The following is a 23,556-nucleotide window of genomic DNA, read 5'->3' as shown; positions in this document are numbered from 1 at the left end:
CTTTCTTAAACTTTTTACTAACGCGCCATTTTTGCAGCATTTGTTCTAGACATAGAACCTGATACTGACTGTACTGTTCTGAAACCGATATAACTTCTCGATGAATCAGCGTACTCTTTATCACGTGTTGCCACTTGTAAGAAATAAGCCGGGTCTCTCCAAGATCCACCTCTTACTACTTTCAAAGGTGTATCCGTTTGTCTATTCTTTGGCTTCATTGAAGACATAAATTCATATGCTGATACTTCGTATGGAGAACTTGTCCACTCAGATACGTTACCTGCCATATTGTACAAGTTATACCCATTTGGAGGGTATGATCTTACTTCCGCAGTATACATAGCTCCATCTGCCGCATAGTCAAAACGATTTGGTTTGAAGTTCGCCATAAAACACCCTCTTTCATCTGTTGCATATGGACCTCCCCAAGGATACATTGCTCCTTCTAGACCACCACGTGCAGCATACTCCCATTCACTCTCCATTGGTAGACGGAATTCGTGAACTTCTTTTGTTTGGTTATTCGCTTGTAGGTAAGTATTTTTATACATTGTTCTCCAAGCCGCAAAGGCTTTTGCTTGGTGCCAGTTTACACCAACCACAGGATACTCTCCAAATGCCTCATGCCAGAAATAATCATTATGCATAGGCTCATTATATGAGTATTTGAATTCCTTTATCCAACGTGTTGTATCCGGATAAATTAACAATGTTTCCGTTTTAAGGTGTCTTTTACGTTTCATACGTGGATCAGTACCCTGATCACTTGTAGCACCGTCAACATCGACATAAGTATATTTAAATTTCAACTTAGACACATCAAAAGTAGTCATTCCATTATAAGTCTCAGAAGCTGGGATGTATAATGAATCCATTACCTCTACATAATATTCATCTGGAAACTTTTTAGTATCACCTGTAATAGGGATTTTTTTATTCAGACGACGACCTGCGTAAATATCTTCACTCATATCCATACTATAGTAATTATCATACATATAACGTTGATAAGGTGTCATTTTATCCAAATTCTCTTCTGAATCCAAAAAGGCATATTGACCAATACCTCCAGCATCAGCCCCCATACCCATATCGTCAGCCATTACAGCCAACTTAGTACGTGTAATTGAGTCCTTAACCCAATCTACGAATTTACGGTATTGATTATTACTAATCTCTGTTTCATCCATATAAAACGATCCAATAGTAACCGTTTTTGTAGGTGCATCTTGTGCTCCTAAGAAGTCTTCGTTGGCCTGCCCCATGGTGAATGTTCCACCTGGAATTAATGACATACCATGCGGTTTCGTGTTTCGCCATCTCTTTCCTTCACTTCCTCCCATCAATTCTCCTCGATCTCCTCCAGCACCACAGCTAAACATTAAAGCCGCTAAAACTCCTAATGTAATTATCTTCTTCATATAATTTTAGGTTTTTTTATACAATTTTCTTTACTCTTCTCTAACGTTAATTTTATCTTATTTATTTTGACAAACAAAACTAAAGATTAATTTAGATAAATTCTTGTCAATTTATCACTTTTTTACAGTAGACTGCGTTTTAAGGCTTTCCACCATCTTTCAGGCATTTCTTGCTTTGTTGCCATTATATATTCCTCTTCATTACAAGGCATTAACGAAACTCCTTTATTATTTTCAAATTCTACAACCGGAATTTCAACCCACCAGCGTCCTGACACATCACTTTTATAAAAAACTAAGTCATCATAACCCTCTATAGGCACGATATATTTGAAATAGCTTTCTTTCTTCTCAAAAGGATATTCTCCGGCTCTATAATTAACCCCTTCTATAAAATACCATAGGATTTGTGCTATTAATAACGCTTCATTTCGTGTATTATTATAATTAAATACACCAAAACAAGAAACTCGATCACTTAATCCTGCATATCGACTCAATGAACAAATCTCTTTTCCGTCAAACCCGTTAGGATTAAACTGTCTATGATTTCCCGAATCACCTGATTTTACAGATCCCAAATCTAAACTAACAATATCCGCATCGCGAAGTACAGGCTCTGCAATACGTATATTAGACGATACTTCTCCAAGTCGATAAGCTTCAAAATACAAGTTTTCGATTAAATCAATCTCTTCTTGAGCATTATAAAATGTCTGATATCCTAAATTAGCAAAATTAAATAGATTAACAGGCTCTTCTAAAACAATTCGCGACAAGAAACTCTCCACAGGAAGACTTGCTCCTTTAGCTATATCTAACTTAGCATCAATTGAAACCAAGTTAACTAATTGATGTAATTCGTTATAACCTCTATAGATACCATACGTCAAATCTTGCCCACCTCCTATAACAATAGGTAAAACATTGTGCTTAATCAAATCGCTTGTCAAACACTTTAACGCAAAATAAGTATCCTCAATCGTATCTCCAGCTAAAATATCACCCAAATCAATAATACGTAAATCCCAATTACCTGGGTACAATGCGTACAATGATTTTCTAATTTTACCGATATCAACAACTTCTAAATCATCGACTCCTGCCCCGCGATTGTCCTGAACCCCAATAATAGCTATTTGATACTTGCTATAATCATAAAATTCTTTCTCACGAAAAAAAGTAACTTTTTTCCCTAATGCTTGAGCAGGTACTCCATCAATGAAGTCTACTAGCTCATCACTAAGAGGAGTTAATAATTCATAAATCATACCTTACTTTTTTGTTTTAGTCGTTGTCGCCTTCTTCGTTGTTGTCTTTTTAGCTGTAGCTTTCTTTGCAGAAGTTTTTTTCTTTGCAGGAGCTTTCGCTTCAATCATCGCTTTAACCTCCTCCAAGGTCAATGCCACAGCATCTACATCTTTAGAAAGTTCAATTTTCACTTTGCCTTGCAGAATAACTGATCTACCCCATCTTGCCTTCTCTACACGAATTCCTTCTTCCTGCCAGTCATGTATTAACTTATCCTTTTCTTTTTGAATTTTATCCTCGATTAACTCAATAATATCATGCTGCGTTAAATTGTCAAAATCGTACTTCTTATTCACATTGATAAACAAGCCGTTCCACTTTAAGTATGGACCAAATCGTCCAACTCCTTTTTGAACATCTAGCCCTTGATAAGTAGCAATTGGCGCATCAGCTTTTTCCTTTTCTTTTATCAATTCCATTGCACGCTCAAATGTTACATCTAAAGGTTCTTCACCTTTCGGCAAGGAAATAAAAACTTTGCCAAAGCGAACATATGGACCAAAGCGACCATTGTTAACCTCTACATCTTCGCCTTTGTACTCTCCAAGTTGTTTTGGCAACAAGAATAAAGCTAGCGCTTCTTCAAGGTTAATAGTACCAATATTTTGATCTGGAGCAAGACTTGCGAACTGCTTATTATCATCATCTGCTTCACCGATTTGAGCCATTGGTCCAAACTTACCTAGACGCACCAAAACAGTCTTCCCTGTCTTTGGATCTACCCCTAAAATACGCTCCCCAGATTCGCGTTCTGCATTTTCTTCTACATCTTTTACTGTCGGGTGAAAGTGATCGTAAAATTCTTTCATCATCTTTGCCCAATCGACATTTCCTGCTGCAATCTCATCGAAATTCTCTTCGACCATTGCCGTAAAATTATAATCTAAAATTGACTCAAAATTCTTGACAAGGAAATCGTTTACAATAATACCGATATCAGTAGGTATCATTTTTCCTTTATCAGAACCTGTCTTTTCAGTCAATAGACGAGTTTTAACACTATCCTGTCCAAGTTCTAACGTTTTATACTCACGTTCCTTACCTTCAGTTGTTCCTTTTTCCACATAATTACGAGCGATAATTGTAGATATAGTTGGCGCATAGGTAGATGGACGACCTATTCCCAACTCTTCTAATTTTTTCACCAAAGAGGCTTCTGTATATCGAGCAGCAGGTTTAGTAAATCGCTGTGTGGCCACTAAAGACTTTCTTCCTATTTCTTCTCCAACTTTTAACGCTGGTAAAATTCCTTCTACTTCATCATCTTCATCATCATGACCTTCTAAGTAAACTTTTAAAAATCCATCGAACAATAACACCTCTCCACTTGCTGTGAAATGTTCTTGATACTTATCTGATGCGATCTTCACATTAGTACGTTCAAGCTTAGCGTCGCTCATTTGTGATGCCAATGTTCGCTTCCAAATCAAATCGTACAAACGAGCTTGATCTCGATCAACTGGTGCCGAATGCAATGCCATATTTGTTGGTCGAATAGCCTCGTGAGCTTCTTGTGCTCCTTTGCTCTTTGTAGTATAAGTACGAGGTTTTGAATATTCCGCTCCATATGACTTTGTAATCTCATCCGCAGCCGCTTTCATCGCCTCTTGTGATAAATTCACACTATCTGTTCTCATATAAGTGATCAATCCACTTTCATACAAACGCTGTGCTAACGTCATCGTTTGACTTACAGAAAAGTACAATTTACGCGCAGCTTCCTGTTGTAAAGTAGAAGTAGTAAATGGTGCTGCAGGTGACTTTTTTGCAGGTTTAGTTTCTAAATCACTAATTTTATATCTACTGCCAATATTCTTTTCTAAGAATTGCTTTGCTTCCAATTCTGTAGCAAACCCCTTCGCCAACTTAGCTTTTAAAATCTTTCCTTCGCTAGTTTGAAATTCAGCAGCAACATGATAAGACGTTGAAACTTGAAACTCATTGATTTCTTTTTCTCGTTCCACAATTAAACGAACAGCTACAGATTGTACACGTCCAGCAGACAAACCACCCTTTACTTTTTTCCAAAGAACTGGAGATAATTCATAACCTACTAGACGATCTAAAATACGGCGCGCTTGTTGAGCATTTACTAAATTATAGTCGATTTGTCGAGGATTACCAATAGCTTTTACAATAGCTGATTTTGTGATCTCATGGAAGACAATTCGCTTTGTTTTCTCACTATCCAATTTTAACTCCTCAGCTAGATGCCAAGCAATAGCTTCTCCCTCACGGTCTTCATCGGATGCTAACCAAACAGTCTCTGCTTTCTTAGCCAAATCCTTCAATTTCTTCACAACCGCTTTCTTATCACTCGAAACTTGATAAGACGGTTTAAACCCATTATTAACATCCACTCCGATTTCTTTTGATGGTAAATCGGCTATATGCCCATAACTAGATTCAACTTGATAATCTTTCCCTAAAAATTTTTCTATAGTTTTTGCCTTAGCTGGTGACTCAACAATCACTAAATTTTTTGCCATACTTCATTATTTTGAACAGCAAAAATATATGATTTTTTTGAATTTATAAGTTTCAATACTTAATAATACTATTTTCACTCCTTATATACACCTTAAAAACAACTCTTTCACCACCTCAAACAAAACAAGAATATAATAACAATATAATATATTTTTAACATAAATTCGAAACAACCATCTATTCTCTAAGAAACATTGCCCTTCAAACTATGCTAGAGAGTTATCTCAAAAGAAAACACCATCAAACACAAACGATTGACAGAAAAACATTTACGTTAGTCATACGTCTAAAACAAAAATGCAGAATACTCAAATAAAATTCGTATTTTAGCTTCAAACAAAAATATCCGTTGCCTTAACAATTCTAAAATCTAAACGAAGCAAAGCAAAGAAGTCCTTTTTAACCACAAGTAATAAACACCATTCTTTGTGTTGTTTAATTTTCTCATTTCGCCTTACTCCCTCAGCCCTTTACGCTACTAAAAACACACACAACCCTAGTATTTACAACCCCTTCACCAATACTTCTCCGAGACTTATTCGGTAACACCCTTTGTTTTCCGCACTTCTACCGAATACGACCCCAACAAGACATACACAAACCAATCAAAGTATTAATTTCATTGACCTCATCACTAGTTCGGCATGTATCGAACTAAACTTACAGATAAATATTTAAGCTCATTTTGAGAACATTAAAAAACACCCCTAAGTACATTTTTCAACACAGTAATTTATACAAATCAAAGTTTTATTCTGCACCTATTGCACACTAGATATTCTTCTCTCAGCACTAGCCTTACGCTCACCTAACTATTAACACCTAAAATAATTCCGATTTAATAAAACCCAACAGTACTCTTGAAACTCAACTGAAAGTAATACAAACTACTAATACCTAAAAAGTAAATTACGGACATAGCATAACTAATTAATAATTAAGGGCAATTGTGTAAAAAAGAAATTGAAAAACAAAAGCTGTCATCTTGTCAGTTGAACAAAAAAAAGTATCTTTGCCTAAAATGTAAAACACCCCTTTTAACAATCTTATGGAAAAGGTAATTGACGAAAATAAACAAGGAACAAGCTTACAGCTAGAAAATAAACAAGACAACAATAAAAAATTATTCATTGAAAGTTATGGTTGTCAAATGAACTTTTCTGATAGTGAAATTGTTGCATCCATCCTTTCTAATGAAGGGTATAACACAACGACTAAACTAGAAGAAGCAGACTTAGTATTAGTAAACACATGCTCTATTCGAGACAAAGCAGAGCAAACCGTACGCAAACGCCTAGATCAATACAACCAGGTAAAAAAGAAAAATCCAGGTATGAAGGTTGGAGTTTTGGGCTGTATGGCAGAACGCCTTAAAGCAAAATTCTTAGAAGAGGAAAAAATCGTAGATATGGTCGTAGGGCCAGATGCCTATAAAGACCTACCAAATTTGATCAAAGACGTAGATGAAGGTAGAGATGCAATCAACGTAATTCTTTCAAAAGAGGAAACTTATGGTGATATATCTCCAGTACGTTTGCAAAGTAATGGAGTAACAGCCTTTGTATCGATTACTCGTGGTTGTGACAATATGTGTACCTTCTGTGTTGTACCTTTCACTCGTGGTAGAGAGCGCAGTCGTGATCCACAAAGTATCTTAGAAGAAATAAAAGATTTACACGATAGAGGATTCAAAGAAGTAACCCTACTAGGGCAAAATGTCGATAGCTATTTGTGGTATGGAGGAGGTCTTAAAAAAGACTTTGACAAAGCAACAGATATGCAAAAAGCAACAGCTGTTGACTTTTCTCAGTTGCTAGAACAATGCGCAGTAGCATTCCCAAAAATGCGCTTCAGATTTTCAACATCAAACCCTCAAGATATGCACATTGAGGTTATTGAAACTATTGCCAAATACGACAATATCTGTAACTATATACACCTACCTGTACAGTCTGGTAGTACACGAGTATTGGAAGCAATGAATCGTCAACACACAAGAGAAGAATACATAGCACTTGTCGATAAAATTTACGAACTAATTCCTGATATCTCACTTTCACAAGATATGATTGCAGGATTTCCAACAGAGACAGAAGAAGATCACCAAGATACTTTATCGCTAATGGAGCACGTTCGCTACGACTTTGGATTCATGTTTGCTTACTCTGAAAGACCAGGTACTTTAGCAGCAAGAAAATTAGAAGATGATATTCCTGAAGAAGTTAAAAAACGACGATTAACAGAAATCATCAGTGTACAAAATAAAATCAGCCTTGAGCGTACAAAACGCTTTGTAGGTACAACTGTAGAAGTCTTAATTGAAAAAACGTCCAAACGTTCAGAAGATGAATGGTCTGGACGCAACTCACAAAACACAACAACTGTCTTCCCTAAAGAAAACTATAACGTTGGCGATTTTGTACTTGTAGAAATAACAGATTGTACATCTGCTACTTTAATAGGTAAAGCAATAGGATACTCTCCTATGCAAGCGTAATAAAAAACTATTAACCACTGTAAAGAAGTAGAGAACACCTATGGAAAATGTTCAAGCAATCAAACAGCGCTTTGAGATTATCGGTAATGACCCTAAACTAAATCGAGCGATTCAAAAAGCGATTCAGGTGGCACCAACAGATATTTCAGTATTGGTGACAGGAGAAAGTGGTGTTGGTAAAGAAAGTATGCCTAAAATAATACATTCTTTGTCACACCGAAAACACGGTAAATACATAGCGGTCAACTGTGGAGCAATTCCAGAAGGAACAATAGATAGTGAACTATTCGGACACGAAAAAGGAGCTTTTACGGGTGCGGTCAGCACCCGTGAAGGATACTTTGAAGAAGCCGATGGGGGAACAATATTTTTAGATGAAGTGGGAGAGCTTCCACTAACTACACAAGTACGTTTACTTCGTGTATTAGAAAACGGTGAATTTATCAAAGTAGGTTCTTCTAAAGTACAGAAAAGTGATATTCGAATCATAGCGGCTACAAATGTCAATATGATGGACGCTATAGCAAAAGGCAAATTTAGAGAAGACTTATACTATCGATTAAGCACAGTAGAAATCACCCTACCCCCACTACGTGAAAGAGGAGAAGACATTCATTTACTTTTTAGAAAATTTGCCTCGGATTTTGCGCATAAATACAAAATGCCTCCGATCAAACTAGAAGCTGATGCAGCTGTCTATTTAGTACGCTATCGTTGGGATGGTAACATCCGTCAATTGCGTAACGTAGCCGAACAGATTTCTGTACTAGAAACCAATCGAAATATAACTTTACCCGTATTGCAGTCATATTTGCCAAATCACGATAGACAAGTACCTTCTGTAGTCAATGGAAAAAAAGCAGAATCAGATTTCTCTAATGAAAGAGAAATTCTATACAAAGTTCTATTTGACATGAAAAGTGATCTTAACGACCTGAAAAAACTAACGTTAGAATTACTGAAACACGACAATACACAAGTTCAAGAAGCCAATCAAAACTTGATACAGCGCATCTATGGTTCTAAATCATCTGAACCATCAGAAATGACTAATCAAAATAGTCACACAGCTTTAAGTCTATTACCTCCCGCTCAAGAACACGTAAAACAAAACGAGTTTCACCATGCGACAATAGCGGACGATATTAACGACGATGAGGATTATCTATTAGCTGAAGCTATAGAAGAAGAACCTCTAAATCTAGAAGAACAAGAAGTCGAATTAATCCGTAAAGCACTAGATAAAAATAGAGGTAAACGAAAAGCTGCAGCTGATGAACTAGGGATCTCAGAAAGAACTTTATATAGAAAAATCAAACAATACAATCTATAAATCATGAGAATAAAGAACTTACTTCTTATTTTACTAACTGTAGTTTTTTTTAATAGTTGTAAATATTATAACTTTACAGGTACAGGAAAGATTAATGCAGATTCATTTCAGGTCAATTACTTTCAAAATAATGCAGACTTAGTAGAACCGGGAATAGAACGAACATTCACCATGTCGTTACAAGATTTGATACAAAATCAAACCAGTTTAAGTTTGACAAATGAAGGAGGTGATTTAATTTATGAAGGAGAAATCGTTGATTACCGAATCAGTCCAACAACTGCAACCGCTGATCAGCGTGCAGCACAAAACAGACTATATATCGCGATTAATGTTCGCTTTATTAACAAAAATACACCTGAAGATGATTTTGAAAAGCGCTTCTCTTTTTACTATGATTACGATGCTAATGTACAACTTGCTGGACCTAGTCTTACAGAAGCGTTAAACGTGATCTACGAGCGAATTACACAAGACGTGTTTAACGAATCACTAGCAAAGTGGTAAACAAATAAACTTTGAGTATAGACAACTTACATAGCGAAATGAACCAATCAACTGATTTAACCTCTTGTTCTATAGAAGAATTAGAAGGTTTATTAGTAAGGTACCCCTATTTCCAATCTGTGCGTAGTATACTTCTTAAAAAGCTTTATCAAGACAACAGCAAAAAGTATAATTCTATGCTGAAGACTACAGCAGCCTATACCCTTGATAGAGAAATACTCTTTGAATACATAACAACGGAAAGCTTCTTACAAGAATCTTTTGTTCAACCAATAAAGGCACCTCTTCTTTCCACAAATGAAGAAAAGGAACAAAAAGAAATTGATAATGGAATATCGACTAATGATATACAGGAACCAAAAGAAGAAGTAACTGAAGCAACCGACAATCCCATTGATTCTATTGAAGAACTCGAAAACAAGCTCGAGATCGGAAGTCCTTTAACAATTTCAAAAAATGAAAAACATTCCTACGAAGAATGGTTAAAACTAACGAACTACTCCCCTATTGACAGAGAAAACGAACCTCTTTTAACGGAAAAGGAAAAAAATATTGAAGAGAAGAAGAAAAAAAATTTAACAATTATAGATCGCTTTATTGAGACAAACCCAAAGATAGTCGCTACTAAAAAAGGCACGTTAACCCCTGTAAACATTGAGACTAGCACACAAGAGAACACTAACTTAATGACAGAGACATTAGCAAAAATATATTTGGAGCAAAAAAAATATCAAAAAGCTATACAGGCTTATGAAATATTAATTTTGAAATATCCAGAAAAAAGTAGTTTCTTTGCAAACCAAATATTAGATATAAAAGCATTACAACAATATAACAGTTAATAGTTATGAATACATCATTTACAATATTCTTAGTACTGATCGCAATCGTATGTTTCTTACTAATTGTAGTAATTATGGTACAAAACCCAAAAGGAGGAGGACTTGATTCATCTTTCGGAGGTTCTACTGTAGCAGGAGGAGTAAAGAACACAAATGATTTCTTGGATAAAAGTACATGGTTCTTAGGAGCAGCATTAATCGTATTAATTTTAATGTCAAGCTTAAGTACAGGAGGAGGAGTATCTGGAGATTCTAAATTATTAGATCAAAATGCAGTCATTCCAACTGCGACGACTAATCCATCAACAGAAACACCTGTTGAACAAGCACCAGCAAGTGACAATCAACAAGCAGAATAATTTATTCCGTCATATAGTATCAATGCCAGCTGTCAAGCTGGCATTTTTTTTTATCTAACTCTGCCAATTTGCGAATTGGCATACTTTATGCCAATTATTTAGACGTAAAACAAATAAACTATTATTAAAAAAATATACAATTATGTCAGTAAACATTAAGCCACTTGCAGATAGAGTTTTAATAGAGCCTTTACCAGCGGAAACAAAAACAGCTTCTGGTATTTTTATCCCAGACAACGCTAAAGAGAAACCACAAAGAGGTACTGTAGTCGCTGTCGGAAATGGGACAAAAGACCACGAAATGACAGTAAAGGTAGGTGATACTGTATTATACGGAAAATATGCAGGAACTGAACTTAAATTAGAAGGGGCAGATTACCTAATCATGCGTGAAGATGATATTCTAGCAATTGTATAAGTAAATAATTAAAAACCAAAACAACTAAATCCAAAAGAAATGGCAAAAGATATAAAATTCGATATAGAAGCACGTGAAGGTTTAAAACGTGGAGTAGATGCATTAGCAAATGCAGTAAAAGTAACTTTAGGTCCTAAAGGTAGAAACGTAATCATCGGTAAATCATTTGGAGCACCAACGGTAACTAAAGATGGTGTATCTGTAGCAAAAGAAGTTGAGCTAGAAGACACATTAGAAAACATGGGAGCTCAAATGGTAAAAGAAGTAGCTTCTAAAACAAATGACTTAGCAGGTGACGGTACTACAACTGCCACTGTATTAGCTCAAGCTATCGTAAAAGAAGGTCTTAAAAACGTAGCTGCTGGAGCAAATCCAATGGACTTAAAACGCGGTATCGATAAAGCCGTAGAAATCATCGTAACAGACTTAAAACAACAGTCTCAAGAAGTTGGTGGTTCTATGGATAAAATCAAACAAGTAGCCTCTATTTCAGCAAACAACGACGATTTTATTGGTGATTTAATTGCACAAGCTTTTGAAAAAGTTGGGAAAGAAGGTGTTATCACTGTTGAAGAAGCTAAAGGTACAGAAACATTTGTTGATGTAGTTGAAGGGATGCAGTTTGACAGAGGATATCTATCTCCATACTTCGTAACAAATTCTGAGAAGATGGAAGTGGAATTAGATACTCCATATATCTTATTATACGATAAAAAAGTATCTTCATTAAAAGAGCTTTTACCAATATTAGAACCAATTGCTCAATCTGGAAAGCCATTGTTAATCATCGCTGAAGATGTAGATGGAGAAGCCCTATCAACTTTAGTCGTAAATAAATTAAGAGGTGCATTAAAAATTGCAGCTGTTAAAGCTCCTGGTTTTGGGGACAGAAGAAAAGCAATGCTAGAAGATATCGCTATCTTAACAGGAGGTATTGTAATCTCAGAAGAGCAAGGATACACATTAGAAAACACAACTTTGGATATGTTGGGTACATGTAAACGTGTAAGCATTGACAAAGACAACACAACTATCGTTAGTGGTGACGGAGAGGTAGAAATGATTAAAAACAGAGTAAACCAAATCAAAGCACAAATGGAAACGACTACATCTGACTATGACAGAGAGAAGTTGCAAGAGCGCTTAGCTAAATTAGCTGGTGGAGTAGCCGTATTATATGTAGGAGCCGCTTCTGAAGTTGAAATGAAAGAGAAAAAAGACCGCGTAGATGATGCATTACACGCAACTAGAGCTGCTGTAGAAGAAGGTATCGTAGCAGGTGGTGGTGTAGCATTATTAAGAGCTAAAAATACTTTAGTAAACATCAAAGCTGATAATGCTGATGAAGAAACTGGTATAGCTATAATTGCTAAAGCAGTAGAATCTCCATTGAGAACTATTGTTGAAAACGCAGGTCTAGAAGGTTCTGTTGTCGTATCTAAAGTATTAGAAGGAGAAGGAAACTTCGGATACAACGCAAAAACAAATGAATATATAGATATGTTACAAGCAGGAGTTATTGATCCTAAGAAAGTAACAAGAGTTGCACTAGAAAATGCTGCGTCAGTAGCAGGTATGATCTTAATCACTGAGTGTGCTTTAGTAGATATCAAAGATGAAAGCGCTGCTGCTATGCCTATGGGTGGTGGTATGCCAGGTATGATGTAATATTTTATCTTATTTCAATATAAAAGGGGGCTATCATAGATAGTCCCCTTATTTTTTACTTATTGCTAAACCAATACAAAAGTAAAAGCATTCGATAAAGACAAGACTCGTAGGTAAATTAAAGGCAGAGTGTGATAGATAAAAATCAACGCAAAATAAAAAATTTCTCATTTGATTTTTAGATGAAGAAGAGATGTTCCTATACGCCTATATTTATATAAGCAATAAACTCACTACGAACCTACCGCTTTTCATAAAAAACGCTATTTTGAAGTTATTTCTTTCAGATCAGCAATAGTTGCTATAGGATCCGATGCACTAAACACAAAATTACCTGCTACTAATGCATCAACACCAGCATCAACTAATGCTTTAGCGTTCTTATTATTTACACCTCCATCGATCTCAATCATTACATTCGTTCCTTTCGCATCAATTAGTGCTTTCAATTTACGTACTTTATCATAAGTATTCTCAATAAAGCTTTGCCCACCAAAACCAGGATTAACGCTCATGATTAATACTAAGTCAAGGTCTTGGATGATGTCTTCCAATACGCTAACTGGTGTATGTGGATTAAGTGCTACACCCGCTTTCATTCCTTCAGCTTTAATAGCTTGTACTGTACGGTGAAGATGTGTACACGCCTCATAGTGAACAGTTAATATATCCGCTCCTAGCTCTTTAAACGTTTTGATATAACGATCGGGATCAACAATCATTAAATGTACATCAAGTGTTTTCTTTGCATGCTTATTAATTGCAGCTAAAACAGGCATTCCAAAAGAAATATTCGGTACGAATACTCCATCCATAATATCAATGTGAAACCAATCAGCTTCACTATTGTTTACCATTTCAATATCTCTTTGAAGATTAGCAAAGTCAGCTGCTAATACTGAAGGTGCTATAATTGTGTTTTTCATATATGCGTGTTGTTTGTACAAAGATAAAAAAATTCCCAATAGCCGTGCTATTGGGATTCATTATGTCTATTGCTCTAATTTGTTTTCGACAACTTGTGCTTCAAATAATTCTGAGAAGTATTTGATTATCTTCGCTCTTACTTCATCTTCATCTACATAGTCAACACCTAGTTCAACATTTAAAGAAGTAACACCCTTTCCACGGATTCCACAAGGTATAATATTGTCGAAATATCCTAGATCTGAATTTACATTCAGCGCAAATCCATGCATCGTAACCCAACGAGACGCTCTTACACCCATCGCGCAGATCTTGCGAGCAAAAGGCGTCCCAACACCTAACCATACTCCAGTCTCACCCTCACTTCTACCCGACTCTACTCCATAATCTCTCAACACAAGAATCATCGTCTCTTCTAAAAGACGTAAATACTTATGGATATCAGTAAAGAAATTCTCTAAATCTAATATAGGGTAACCTACAATCTGACCTGGACCATGATAGGTAATATCACCACCACGATTAATCTTGTAAAAAGTAGCATCCTTAGCCTTCAACTGATCTTCATTTAACAAAAGATTTTCCATATCACCACTCTTACCTAGGGTATAGACGTGTGGATGTTCTACAAATAATAAGTAATTCGCTGTTTGTTCATTTTTATCCTCTCTTCGATTGCTAACTTTTACATCTAAAATAGATTGAAACAGTTTTTCTTGGTAGTCCCAAGTATCTTTATAGTCTTTTTCGCCTAAATCAATAAGCGTCACTTTTTTGTTCATCGTTCTCATTGGTTATTTATTGTACTTCGGGTTATTTAGAATAACAAGTGCAGCTATAATACCAGGCACCCAACCACAAATTGTCAGTATAGCTACAATCAAAATAGACCCGCAGCCCTTGTCAAATACTGCCAAAGGAGGTAATAAAATTGACAACAAAACTCTTCCTAAACTCATGATAATAACTTTTTTAGTACAGCAAATTTCGTCATTTTTTTAGTGAACTCCATCATTATAAGACAATTTTCACATTCCCTAAAAAAATATTTAACCAACCATACAAAATAAAGTACTTTAAACACCTCGAGTAATTGTCGCATTTTCAAAGAATAACTATATTTGCCTTTTAAATTAATTTACAGTTATTATGCAACTTTCAGAACAAGAAATCATCAGAAGAGAAAAGCTGAGCAAGTTACAAGAGCTTGGTGTGAATCCTTATCCTGCTAATCTATTTCCAATAGATCATACTTCGAAGCAGATAAAGAACGATTTTGAAGAAGGTAAGAAAGTTATCGTAGCTGGTAGATTAATGTCTTCGAGAATTCAAGGAAAAGCATCATTCGCAACTATCCAAGATAGCGAAGGGAAAATTCAATTATACATCAATAGAGATGAACTTTGTCCTGGTGAGGATAAAACGTTGTATAACGAAATTTACAAAAAGCTTATTGACTTAGGTGATTTTGTAGGGATTGAAGGAGAACTATTCACTACTCAAGTAGGTGAAAAAACAGTACGCGTAAAAAGATTACAATTACTAAGTAAATCTTTACGTCCACTTCCATTACCAAAAACAGATGCAGAAGGAAACACATTTGACGCATTTACAGATCCTGAATTGCGCTACAGAATGCGTTACGTTGATTTAGTGGTAAATCCATTAAACAAAGATATCTTCATCAAGCGCACAAAGTTATTCAATGCTATGCGTCAGTTCTTTAATGAGGCTGGTTATATGGAAGTAGAAACTCCTGTATTACAATCCATACCAGGTGGTGCTTCTGCACGTCCATTCATTACGCACCACAATGCATTAGATATTCCACTATACTTGAGAATTGCTAATGAATTGTACTTAAAGCGTCTAATCGTTGGTGGTTTTGATGGAGTATATGAATTCTCTAAAAACTTCCGTAACGAAGGAATGGATAGAACACACAATCCTGAATTTACAGCAATGGAAATCTATGTAGCTTACAAAGACTACAACTGGATGATGGAATTTACAGAGCGCTTATTAGAATTCTGTGCTATCGCAGTAAACGGAACTACTAAGGCTACTTTTGGAGAGCACGAAATAGACTTTAAAGCACCTTATAAACGTATCACTATGGCAGACTCTATCAAAGAGTTTACAGGGTTTGATATTACAGGTAAAACAGAAGAAGAAATTCGCCAAGCTGCGCTAGGTATGGGGATTCCAGTAGATGAAACGATGGGTAAAGGAAAGCTTATCGATGAAATCTTCGGTGAAAAATGTGAAGGAAACTATATCCAACCAACATATATTACTGATTATCCTAAAGAAATGTCTCCATTAACTAAAGCTCATAGAGATAATCCAGAATTGACAGAGCGTTTCGAATTAATGGTATGTGGTAAAGAGATTGCTAATGCATACTCTGAGCTTAATGACCCTATTGACCAAAGAGAGCGTTTTGAAGCCCAAATGGCATTAGCCGATCGCGGTGATGATGAAGCGATGTTTATTGATCAAGACTTCTTACGCGCGTTAGAATATGGTATGCCTCCTACGTCAGGGTTAGGTATCGGTATGGACCGTTTAATTATGTTCTTAACGAACAACCCTTCTATTCAAGAAGTTTTGTTCTTCCCTCAAATGAGACCAGAAAAAACTGCTCCTGCTGTAGAGCTGACTGATGAAGAAAAGATCATTATTCAAATTCTGGAAAACAACGATAATAAAGTTGAACTAGGATCTTTAAAAGAACAAGCTGCTCTAAGTGGTAAAAAATGGGATAAAGCAATGAAAGGACTTGCTTCTCATAACTTAACGAAAGTAGAATCAGAAGATGATGTAAAGTTTGTTATATATTTACACTAATCATACAAGAACAAAAAAACGAGACTCAATAGTCTCGTTTTTTGTTTTCAATTTAGAAAGCGGGGTTATCAATAAACTCTGAATCAGTTAGAGTTTCTAAAAAGGTAAGTAAAGCCTTTTTTTCTTCTTCACTAAACTGAATACCTAACGTTCCATCACTTTGTTTCAGTAAAGGATCTAATGTAGGAGAATCCTGTACGCTAAAACGATAAAAATCAATAACTTCCTCAAGCGTCTTAAACCTACCATCGTGCATATATGGCTCGGTAAAAGCTACGTTTCGCAAGCTACTGACTTTAAAAGCATACTTATCTTCTTCTTGTCCTGTAACTTCATACCTTCCTTTATCATCTAAAACAGGGTTAACACGTAAACCATTATTTCTAAAGCTGTTATCGGTAAACAAATCTGTCGCATGACAACTAGCACAATTTTGTCTATATAATGTTAAACCATGCAATTCTGTAGATGACAACTCCCCTCCTGGTTCATTTCTAATATATTTATCGTATTTTGAATTACTAGACACTAATACTGTCATATACTGAGCTAATGCTTTCAACATAGACGTAGTAGTCATTTTCACATCCTTATAAGCCTTATTAAACAGTATCTGATATGATTGATCATCGCGTAACTTATCCATGATTGTAGGCAAAGTTTCTCGCATCTCAACTGGATTGTGTATAGGCACAATCGAAACCATCTCTAAATTATTAGATGCTCCATCATAAAAATATTCATCATTAAAAGCCATATTTTGTATTGGAGGTGCGTTGCGTTTACCTACTTGCCCTTCTAAACCGATACTAAATGCTTTTCCTCGATCAGAGAAAGCAGCCTTTTTATCGTGGCAACTTGCGCAAGACACAGTGTTATCTTCTGAAAGTCTTGGATCATGAAATAACTTCTTACCCAATTCAACACCCGACTTAGTAATCTCATTATTGACAAACTTATACTTTAACTCAGGAAAGTTCGTCGGCACAACGAAACTATATCCGTCACCTTCCTTATCAAGCTCATTGTAATTAGTGTCTTCTGTAGAACAATTAGACAAGAAAACACCTACTCCCAATAGCAATACTAATTTAATTCTCATGACAAGTCTTTTAAATAAAGGGAAGTCATCCTTCCCCGTATTTTAGTCTATTATTTTACTACTTCGATATGACTTATCGAGAACATTGTCTGTGCATTATCCATTATCATCGGAGCACGCTCAGCATCCACCATTATAAAAGGTTTATCCTTTAAAGGTATTTGATGTTTACTATCTAATAATTTAGAAGCTTCTAACTCCACAGTAATTTTAGCTGCATAATCATCACTAATCACAAATGATTTAGGCGTATTCAACACTAGATCTCTATAATTGTCTAATTTTGAACCATGGCTACCAATGTGTAATTGAAAACCAGAAAGCTCACCATTGTCCACTATAAACTCCCCTTGTGTATTAATAAATTTATACCCTGTAATCCAACTCCACACTAAACCGTGCTTACTACATAGATCCCAAAATTCTTGTTGTTCTTCTTCTCCTCGTAGGTATTTTTCTTGGTCTACACCTATACCAAACTTAACAGATCGATACTTTCCTGCTGGTACATTTGTAAGAGTAACTTCAAAATCATCTGTTTTTGAATCAATAATAAAATAGCTTTTAGCTTTATCATAAGTAAACGCTTTACCTTCTTCATCAATTAAAACAAAGTTACTAACAATGTATTTGATAAAATTAAAACTTAAAGACTCCTTATTGTTGTTTTCAGCATATTGCTGATCATACACAATGTTCTCTCCTAACATCTTATGATCAAAAATAAAAGTGACCGTGTTAGACCCTTTTAACTCTTCCGCTCTTTTTGGCGAATTGTCATCACTTGAACAGGCTGTAAACGATAAACCTGCAACCATTAAAAATAATATATAAACCTTTTTCATTGTTTGTTGAATTCTTGATTAAAATAATTGAATAATTAACTGCCTGTCCAAGTAACCTTAGACGCAGCTAGTAACAGTAAAATCAAGCTATACAATGGGAGGATCCAATAAAAATGGACTTAATAAGTAGTAATAGTTATTGACATACTTATTAGGTGTATGGATCAATATATTTATACTATGACTAGACAATGGGTAGTCGAAAGAAGGGGGGATCTGAAAATCAAAAGTTAAACTAAGCTTTTCAAGCGCTACTTTACCTTCTTTTTCTAATGATTTGGTCATCTCTTTAGCTACATGACACTTACCATTGCACTGTAACTCAGGTTTATCTGTATTCACACAAAGTACAGTTGCAATATACTCATAATTAATAGCGTACTCCACCACTGGGATTACAGGGCGGAATAAGACAACAAATACAATTACAAGATATATTTTTTTCACGTGACAAAATTACTATTACTCCAAATGAAATAACCTTTTCAAAACATTATTATAAAGCTAATTCACTATTCAAGAAACGAAATGACTAAAAAACTAAACAATATACTTTCGATACTCCTCAGGTGTCTTACCTTCAAACTTCTTAAAAAAAGTAACAAAGTATGAGGTGCTATCAAAACATAACTCATTAGCTACTTCCTTAATCGTAAAACTTGTAAAACGCAACAAACGTTTTGCCTCTATCATTATGCGCTGACGAACAATATGACCTGCTGTCACTCCCCTTTCCTGTTTACAAAGCTTATTGAGATAATTTGGTGTAACACAAAGTTTATCTGCGTAAAAAGAGGGTGTTTTCGCTTCTTTGTAGTACTCATCGACTAGGGTAACAAACTCAAATACTTTCTCATTAACCATCTTTGCTACAGGCTTAGTAAGCGAAACACTTAAAGTTTCTACCTGCTTAAAACTAAACAACAAAATATTCAAATACGAGCGTAAAACAGTCTCCTTATGCCCATTTGATGATTGATATTCATCAAGCATAAATTCAAGCATAGATTTTAACTTCAATAAATGATCGCGACCTAAACGCCCATAAGGCAATGCTCCAGGCTGAAAGAAGTCAAATAAGCGCAAATTGTTTTCGTGATAGCGCTGTGAAAAGAAGGAATCATCAAAAACGACAGCATAACCAGAACATTGATTAAACTGTAACTGAGCATAATCACCTGGCTTAATAATTATAATAGTTTGGTCTTGATTCGATAAGGTAAACTCATTAACAGACACTTCATACTCTCCATCTGACAATACTAAAAACATATAAAACTGAGCTACAAAGTTGTGTATCAGCAATGGAAAGTTATAACTAATATCAGAAACATTAGTCATAAACAAAGAAGAGTTGCGTTGCGTAAAATAACTTATAGAACAAGACCTTATGTTGTGATTGAACATAAGATATAGATTTAATTAATAACACTTCTAGATGCTCTAATAAAGCATCACAATAGAATTAACTAAACAATATGTGGAGGGCGAAACAAAGAACTAGTAAATAGTTCAGGTTTAAGTTCTACATTAATACCTAAAACTGGTTTTAAATAAGCTGATAGTTTAGTAAAGACTACTTCCTCACTATTATCTGTATAATAAAAGAATGCAAACGATAGGCTACATAGTTTCTTAGCCATATCGTTACTTTGATCTTCTGCTACTTTAGCCATCTCCTTCATAAGGTAACACTTACCATTACAAGCTAATTCAGGCTTATCTTTATTAATACACAAAACAGTGGCAATATAATCGTAATCGATCAAGTAGTCCAATACCGGAACTACAGGTCGAATCAAAATCACTGTTACGATAATTAATAAAGCTTTTTTCATACTCTTACAAATATACTATAGTAACCTTGGATTACAAAACGCAAAAAGCGTTGTTCATAAGAACAACGCTTTTACATATTATTTATCTATAGGTACTATCCTAAATAAGTCTTAAGTATTTTACTTCTAGAAGTATGTTTTAAACGACGAATTGCTTTCTCTTTAATTTGTCTAACACGCTCTCTAGTAAGATCAAATGTTTCACCTATTTCTTCAAGAGTCATTGGATGCTGATCTCCTAATCCGAAGTACAGACGTACTACGTCAGCTTCTCTTGGTGTCAATGTCTCTAATGCTCTTTCGATTTCAGTTCTAAGAGATTCGTGGATTAACTCTCTATCTGGATTTGGAGACTCACCTGAACGCAAAACGTCATATAAGTTAGAATCTTCACCTTCTACTAATGGAGCATCCATAGACAAATGACGTCCAGAGTTTTTCATACTCTCTTTTACATCATTCACTGTCATATCCAATTCTACAGCAATTTCTTCAGCAGAAGGAGGACGTTCATTAGATTGCTCTAATAGAGCGTACATCTTATTAATTTTATTAATAGAACCAATCTTATTCAATGGTAAACGTACGATTCTTGATTGCTCTGCTAATGCTGACAATATTGACTGACGAATCCACCATACCGCATAAGAAATGAATTTAAAACCACGTGTCTCATCAAAACGTTGTGCTGCTTTAATTAAACCTAGATTTCCCTCATTAATTAAATCCGGTAAAGTTAATCCTTGATTCTGATATTGTTTCGCTACAGAGACAACGAATCTTAGGTTTGCTTTAGTCAACTTCTCTAGTGCACGTTGGTCACCAGCTTTGATACGCTGCGCTAATTCTACCTCTTCATCTGCCGTAATTAGGTCTACTTTACCAATCTCTTGCAAGTATTTATCCAACGATGCCGTCTCTCTGTTGGTTACCTGCTTGGTAATTTTAAGTTGTCTCATATTATTCTTATCCTTATTTCAAATTAATGTAACAGTTATTATACGTGGCTAACTAGCTAAAGGTTACAAACATTTTAAAAATATTTTATTTTTCTTCAAACACCAACTATATTAAACTCATTTACAATTAGATAACATCTTGAAGTTTATATTTATTGTTATATGTTTTTTACCCTATTCTAATATTCAGTACCCTATTTGCAAAAACAACAAACAAATCAAATACCAAAAAAGAGTAAATAATAAAACTTTAACAAAGTACAAACCCGTTATACCCAATTGTTTATTTAGGGTATAACGGGTATAAGTTAAAGTTTATATGCTCTTAGTAGTAATTCTCTTTACTCAACTCAGCCTCATCTGCTTCTACTTCATCTAAATAACGTTCTAAACTATCATTCAATTCACTCATCCATGGCGTGTGATGCTCCTCAGCTGTGACACCAGTCATCACAGAAGTATAAACTTGATCTCGGTAATTCAAGATATTGTTTTCTTTATCCTGAAGCCAGCTCTTAAACATATCTGCTACTTTATCTAAATCAAAATTAGGGTAATCTGTTAGAGAAATTAGCTCCTTAATGTAATCTGTTTGGAAATCTACATGTTCTGGTCCAGTAACCGTACTTCTTTCGTAATCCACCCATTTTTTGATATCCGCATCGCGTTGTTCTTTGGCAGGATAAGAAATTCTTCCTAACATATAATCTCTAGCAAACCACGCTTGCGTATCAAACATATTAAATGTGTAATACTGATCTTGCATACCTAAAAATATAAGGCGCTCATTATTATTAAAAACAACTCCTTTATACAAGTTCTCTGGATATAGATTATTCTTTGTTTTTAAACGCAAATTATCTGGTAAGAATGGAAACTTATGTTGATACCCTGTACATAAAATAACCGCATCAAAAGCCTTAGTACTGCCATCTTTAAAGTGAGCCACATTACCCTCAAAGTGCGTTACAAGAGGCTTCTCTTCTATCCCTTTAGGCCATTTAACACCTATTGGATTACTGCGATACGAAATTGTAACTGATTTACTTCCGTGTTTGAAACACTGTACACCGATATCCTCTGCCGAGTAACTACTACCAATTAATAAAATATCTTTGTCTATAAATTGATCTGCACCTCTAAAGTCATGTGCGTGCATTAACGTATTTGGAAATTTATCTATTCCTTTAAAATAAGGCATATTTGGCGTTGAGAAGTGCCCTGTTCCAACTACTAGATAATCAAAGTATTCTTCAAAAGTTTCATTCTTTACTAAATCATCAAAAATTACTCTAAACTGTTTTTTATCTTCTAAGTAATCAACCCAACGAGCTACAGTACTGAATTTAATATAATCTCTAGCATTACTTTGTTTGATACGTCCTTGAATATAGTCAAAAAGCACCTCTCTTGGAGGGTAAGAAGATATTGGTTGTTTAAAGTGATCCATAAAAGTATAATCAGCAAATTCAAGACACTCTTTCGGACCATTCGACCAAAGGTACTTATACATACTACCGTGTATAGGCTCTCCATATTTACCTACACCTGTTCTCCATGTATAATTCCACATTCCCCCCCAATTATCTTGTTTTTCATAACATTTGACTTCTGGAACTGGATTCCCTTTTTTTTGCTCTGACTCAAAAGCTCTTAACATTGCTAATCCACTCGGACCTGCACCAATAATACCTACTTTAAAATTTGACATAAAAACATAAAAATTTTAGCCCCACCAAATACATGGCAGAGTAATTAATAAAAATGATTGTTACTGAGTACTCAGTCGAGATAGAACATAGTCTGTTCTAATAGATGCACATTGATAAAAATATGTGCTTTAAGATTTAGACTGCAATTGCAAACTGTCTAAAATTTAGGATTGAATAAAATATCCAATTTGAGAAAGGTAATCGAGGAAAAACTAATCCCTATTATATTACCTATTTTTAGTAACACTGCTAAGATACAACATAAATAGGCTTTATGAAAATCAAATGAAAGGTTTAACATTATAAATGATGAATAAAATTCACAAAATAAATAGAATTTAACAATTTAAAAAGACAGTATTGCTTAAAAACCAAAATTACATCGCAAATCCTGCACACTTACTTTGTCAATATACCAAAAAAAAAGCACCCTCAGTTATAGAGGGCACTGAAAAAGTCCTAAAATAGTATCAGGGT

General features: G+C 35.0%; 21 protein-coding genes. 8 read left to right on the top strand and 13 right to left on the bottom strand.

Going from position 1 to position 23,556, the window contains the following annotated elements; genetic code table 11:
• Nucleotides 1–17: 17 nt before the first annotated feature.
• From porK to topA, 3 genes are all read right to left on the bottom strand, one after another.
• On the bottom strand, nucleotides 18–1,421 hold the full coding sequence (gene porK, locus GJV77_RS11675) for a T9SS ring complex lipoprotein PorK/GldK (protein WP_155036539.1): 1,404 nt from the start codon (nucleotides 1,419–1,421) through the stop codon (nucleotides 18–20).
• A 122-nt stretch (nucleotides 1,422–1,543) separates the two neighbouring features.
• Entirely contained in the window at nucleotides 1,544–2,692 is a 1,149-nt protein-coding gene (locus GJV77_RS11670; protein ID WP_155036538.1) for a formimidoylglutamase, read from the bottom strand.
• A gap of 3 nt (nucleotides 2,693–2,695) precedes the next feature.
• Entirely contained in the window at nucleotides 2,696–5,221 is a 2,526-nt protein-coding gene (gene topA, locus GJV77_RS11665; RefSeq protein ID WP_155036537.1) for a type I DNA topoisomerase, read from the bottom strand.
• A gap of 1,049 nt (nucleotides 5,222–6,270) precedes the next feature.
• Between topA and miaB the strand changes: the two genes are divergently transcribed.
• The 7 genes from miaB to groL all read left to right on the top strand — a co-directional run bounded on the left by miaB (nucleotide 6,271) and on the right by groL (nucleotide 12,846).
• A complete protein-coding gene (miaB, locus tag GJV77_RS11660; RefSeq protein ID WP_155036536.1) occupies nucleotides 6,271–7,719 on the top strand; it encodes a tRNA (N6-isopentenyl adenosine(37)-C2)-methylthiotransferase MiaB in 1,449 nt (482 codons plus the stop codon).
• A 40-nt stretch (nucleotides 7,720–7,759) separates the two neighbouring features.
• Nucleotides 7,760–9,052, top strand: a complete 1,293-nt coding sequence (locus GJV77_RS11655; protein ID WP_155036535.1) for a sigma-54 interaction domain-containing protein — start codon at nucleotides 7,760–7,762, stop codon at nucleotides 9,050–9,052.
• 3 nt (nucleotides 9,053–9,055) lie between these two features.
• The gene (gene lptE / locus GJV77_RS11650; protein WP_155036534.1) at nucleotides 9,056–9,559 is read left to right on the top strand and encodes an LPS assembly lipoprotein LptE; all 504 of its coding nucleotides are present in this window, start codon (nucleotides 9,056–9,058) and stop codon (nucleotides 9,557–9,559) included.
• An 11-nt stretch (nucleotides 9,560–9,570) separates the two neighbouring features.
• Nucleotides 9,571–10,401 (top strand): tetratricopeptide repeat protein, encoded by an 831-nt coding sequence (locus tag GJV77_RS11645; protein ID WP_240142861.1) that lies wholly within the window; start codon nucleotides 9,571–9,573, stop codon nucleotides 10,399–10,401.
• Between the two features lie 5 nt (nucleotides 10,402–10,406).
• Nucleotides 10,407–10,760 (top strand): preprotein translocase subunit SecG, encoded by a 354-nt coding sequence (secG, locus tag GJV77_RS11640; protein WP_155036533.1) that lies wholly within the window; start codon nucleotides 10,407–10,409, stop codon nucleotides 10,758–10,760.
• A 142-nt stretch (nucleotides 10,761–10,902) separates the two neighbouring features.
• Nucleotides 10,903–11,178 carry a co-chaperone GroES gene (locus tag GJV77_RS11635; RefSeq protein WP_155036532.1) on the top strand — a complete coding sequence of 92 codons (276 nt, stop codon included), beginning with the start codon at nucleotides 10,903–10,905 and terminating at the stop codon, nucleotides 11,176–11,178.
• A 39-nt stretch (nucleotides 11,179–11,217) separates the two neighbouring features.
• The gene (groL, locus tag GJV77_RS11630; protein ID WP_155036531.1) at nucleotides 11,218–12,846 is read left to right on the top strand and encodes a chaperonin GroEL; all 1,629 of its coding nucleotides are present in this window, start codon (nucleotides 11,218–11,220) and stop codon (nucleotides 12,844–12,846) included.
• 263 nt (nucleotides 12,847–13,109) lie between these two features.
• Here groL and rpe read toward each other — a convergent pair whose 3' ends face one another.
• From rpe to GJV77_RS11615, 3 genes are all read right to left on the bottom strand, one after another.
• Complete coding sequence (rpe, locus tag GJV77_RS11625; protein ID WP_155036530.1) at nucleotides 13,110–13,772, bottom strand: ribulose-phosphate 3-epimerase; 663 nt, start codon at nucleotides 13,770–13,772, stop codon at nucleotides 13,110–13,112.
• Between the two features lie 66 nt (nucleotides 13,773–13,838).
• Entirely contained in the window at nucleotides 13,839–14,555 is a 717-nt protein-coding gene (gene lipB / locus GJV77_RS11620; RefSeq protein WP_155036545.1) for a lipoyl(octanoyl) transferase LipB, read from the bottom strand.
• A gap of 12 nt (nucleotides 14,556–14,567) precedes the next feature.
• Nucleotides 14,568–14,732 (bottom strand): YqaE/Pmp3 family membrane protein, encoded by a 165-nt coding sequence (locus GJV77_RS11615; RefSeq protein WP_155036529.1) that lies wholly within the window; start codon nucleotides 14,730–14,732, stop codon nucleotides 14,568–14,570.
• A 190-nt stretch (nucleotides 14,733–14,922) separates the two neighbouring features.
• Here GJV77_RS11615 and lysS point away from each other — a divergent pair, with 190 nt between their 5' ends.
• A complete protein-coding gene (gene lysS / locus GJV77_RS11610; protein ID WP_155036528.1) occupies nucleotides 14,923–16,623 on the top strand; it encodes a lysine--tRNA ligase in 1,701 nt (566 codons plus the stop codon).
• A 52-nt stretch (nucleotides 16,624–16,675) separates the two neighbouring features.
• Here lysS and GJV77_RS11605 read toward each other — a convergent pair whose 3' ends face one another.
• The 7 genes from GJV77_RS11605 to GJV77_RS11575 all read right to left on the bottom strand — a co-directional run bounded on the left by GJV77_RS11605 (nucleotide 16,676) and on the right by GJV77_RS11575 (nucleotide 23,078).
• Entirely contained in the window at nucleotides 16,676–17,725 is a 1,050-nt protein-coding gene (locus GJV77_RS11605) for a cytochrome-c peroxidase (RefSeq protein WP_155036527.1), read from the bottom strand.
• Between the two features lie 50 nt (nucleotides 17,726–17,775).
• Entirely contained in the window at nucleotides 17,776–18,570 is a 795-nt protein-coding gene (locus GJV77_RS11600) for an MbnP family protein (protein ID WP_155036526.1), read from the bottom strand.
• An 87-nt stretch (nucleotides 18,571–18,657) separates the two neighbouring features.
• Nucleotides 18,658–19,017: a hypothetical protein gene (locus GJV77_RS11595; RefSeq protein ID WP_155036525.1), complete on the bottom strand. Its 360-nt coding sequence runs from the start codon at nucleotides 19,015–19,017 to the stop codon at nucleotides 18,658–18,660.
• Between the two features lie 93 nt (nucleotides 19,018–19,110).
• Nucleotides 19,111–19,977: a helix-turn-helix domain-containing protein gene (locus tag GJV77_RS11590; protein WP_155036524.1), complete on the bottom strand. Its 867-nt coding sequence runs from the start codon at nucleotides 19,975–19,977 to the stop codon at nucleotides 19,111–19,113.
• A gap of 62 nt (nucleotides 19,978–20,039) precedes the next feature.
• Complete coding sequence (locus GJV77_RS11585; RefSeq protein WP_155036523.1) at nucleotides 20,040–20,408, bottom strand: hypothetical protein; 369 nt, start codon at nucleotides 20,406–20,408, stop codon at nucleotides 20,040–20,042.
• Nucleotides 20,409–20,503: 95 nt separating this feature from the next.
• Nucleotides 20,504–21,367: a sigma-70 family RNA polymerase sigma factor gene (locus GJV77_RS11580; RefSeq protein ID WP_002987652.1), complete on the bottom strand. Its 864-nt coding sequence runs from the start codon at nucleotides 21,365–21,367 to the stop codon at nucleotides 20,504–20,506.
• A 325-nt stretch (nucleotides 21,368–21,692) separates the two neighbouring features.
• Complete coding sequence (locus tag GJV77_RS11575; RefSeq protein WP_155036522.1) at nucleotides 21,693–23,078, bottom strand: NAD(P)-binding domain-containing protein; 1,386 nt, start codon at nucleotides 23,076–23,078, stop codon at nucleotides 21,693–21,695.
• Nucleotides 23,079–23,556: the final 478 nt, after the last annotated feature.

Origin of the sequence: Myroides pelagicus (assembly GCF_009711055.1) — a bacterium.
GTDB classification, from domain to species: domain Bacteria; phylum Bacteroidota; class Bacteroidia; order Flavobacteriales; family Flavobacteriaceae; genus Flavobacterium; species Flavobacterium pelagicum.
Note: the sequence above shows the minus strand (reverse complement) of the source record. Positions and strands in the feature narration are given on the sequence as shown.

Excerpts from the sequence above, each read along its gene's own strand:
- porK (WP_155036539.1), bottom strand. The coding sequence starts at position 1,421 with ATGAAGAAGATAATTACATTAGGAGTTTTAGCGGCTTTAATGTTTAGC.
- GJV77_RS11670 (WP_155036538.1), bottom strand. The coding sequence starts at position 2,692 with ATGATTTATGAATTATTAACTCCTCTTAGTGATGAGCTAGTAGACTTC.
- topA (WP_155036537.1), bottom strand. The coding sequence starts at position 5,221 with ATGGCAAAAAATTTAGTGATTGTTGAGTCACCAGCTAAGGCAAAAACT.
- miaB (WP_155036536.1), top strand. The coding sequence starts at position 6,271 with ATGGAAAAGGTAATTGACGAAAATAAACAAGGAACAAGCTTACAGCTA.
- GJV77_RS11655 (WP_155036535.1), top strand. The coding sequence starts at position 7,760 with ATGGAAAATGTTCAAGCAATCAAACAGCGCTTTGAGATTATCGGTAAT.
- lptE (WP_155036534.1), top strand. The coding sequence starts at position 9,056 with ATGAGAATAAAGAACTTACTTCTTATTTTACTAACTGTAGTTTTTTTT.
- secG (WP_155036533.1), top strand. The coding sequence starts at position 10,407 with ATGAATACATCATTTACAATATTCTTAGTACTGATCGCAATCGTATGT.
- GJV77_RS11635 (WP_155036532.1), top strand. The coding sequence starts at position 10,903 with ATGTCAGTAAACATTAAGCCACTTGCAGATAGAGTTTTAATAGAGCCT.
- groL (WP_155036531.1), top strand. The coding sequence starts at position 11,218 with ATGGCAAAAGATATAAAATTCGATATAGAAGCACGTGAAGGTTTAAAA.
- rpe (WP_155036530.1), bottom strand. The coding sequence starts at position 13,772 with ATGAAAAACACAATTATAGCACCTTCAGTATTAGCAGCTGACTTTGCT.
- lipB (WP_155036545.1), bottom strand. The coding sequence starts at position 14,555 with ATGAACAAAAAAGTGACGCTTATTGATTTAGGCGAAAAAGACTATAAA.
- GJV77_RS11615 (WP_155036529.1), bottom strand. The coding sequence starts at position 14,732 with ATGAGTTTAGGAAGAGTTTTGTTGTCAATTTTATTACCTCCTTTGGCA.
- lysS (WP_155036528.1), top strand. The coding sequence starts at position 14,923 with ATGCAACTTTCAGAACAAGAAATCATCAGAAGAGAAAAGCTGAGCAAG.
- GJV77_RS11605 (WP_155036527.1), bottom strand. The coding sequence starts at position 17,725 with ATGAGAATTAAATTAGTATTGCTATTGGGAGTAGGTGTTTTCTTGTCT.
- GJV77_RS11600 (WP_155036526.1), bottom strand. The coding sequence starts at position 18,570 with ATGAAAAAGGTTTATATATTATTTTTAATGGTTGCAGGTTTATCGTTT.
- GJV77_RS11590 (WP_155036524.1), bottom strand. The coding sequence starts at position 19,977 with ATGTTCAATCACAACATAAGGTCTTGTTCTATAAGTTATTTTACGCAA.
- GJV77_RS11585 (WP_155036523.1), bottom strand. The coding sequence starts at position 20,408 with ATGAAAAAAGCTTTATTAATTATCGTAACAGTGATTTTGATTCGACCT.
- GJV77_RS11580 (WP_002987652.1), bottom strand. The coding sequence starts at position 21,367 with ATGAGACAACTTAAAATTACCAAGCAGGTAACCAACAGAGAGACGGCA.
- GJV77_RS11575 (WP_155036522.1), bottom strand. The coding sequence starts at position 23,078 with ATGTCAAATTTTAAAGTAGGTATTATTGGTGCAGGTCCGAGTGGATTA.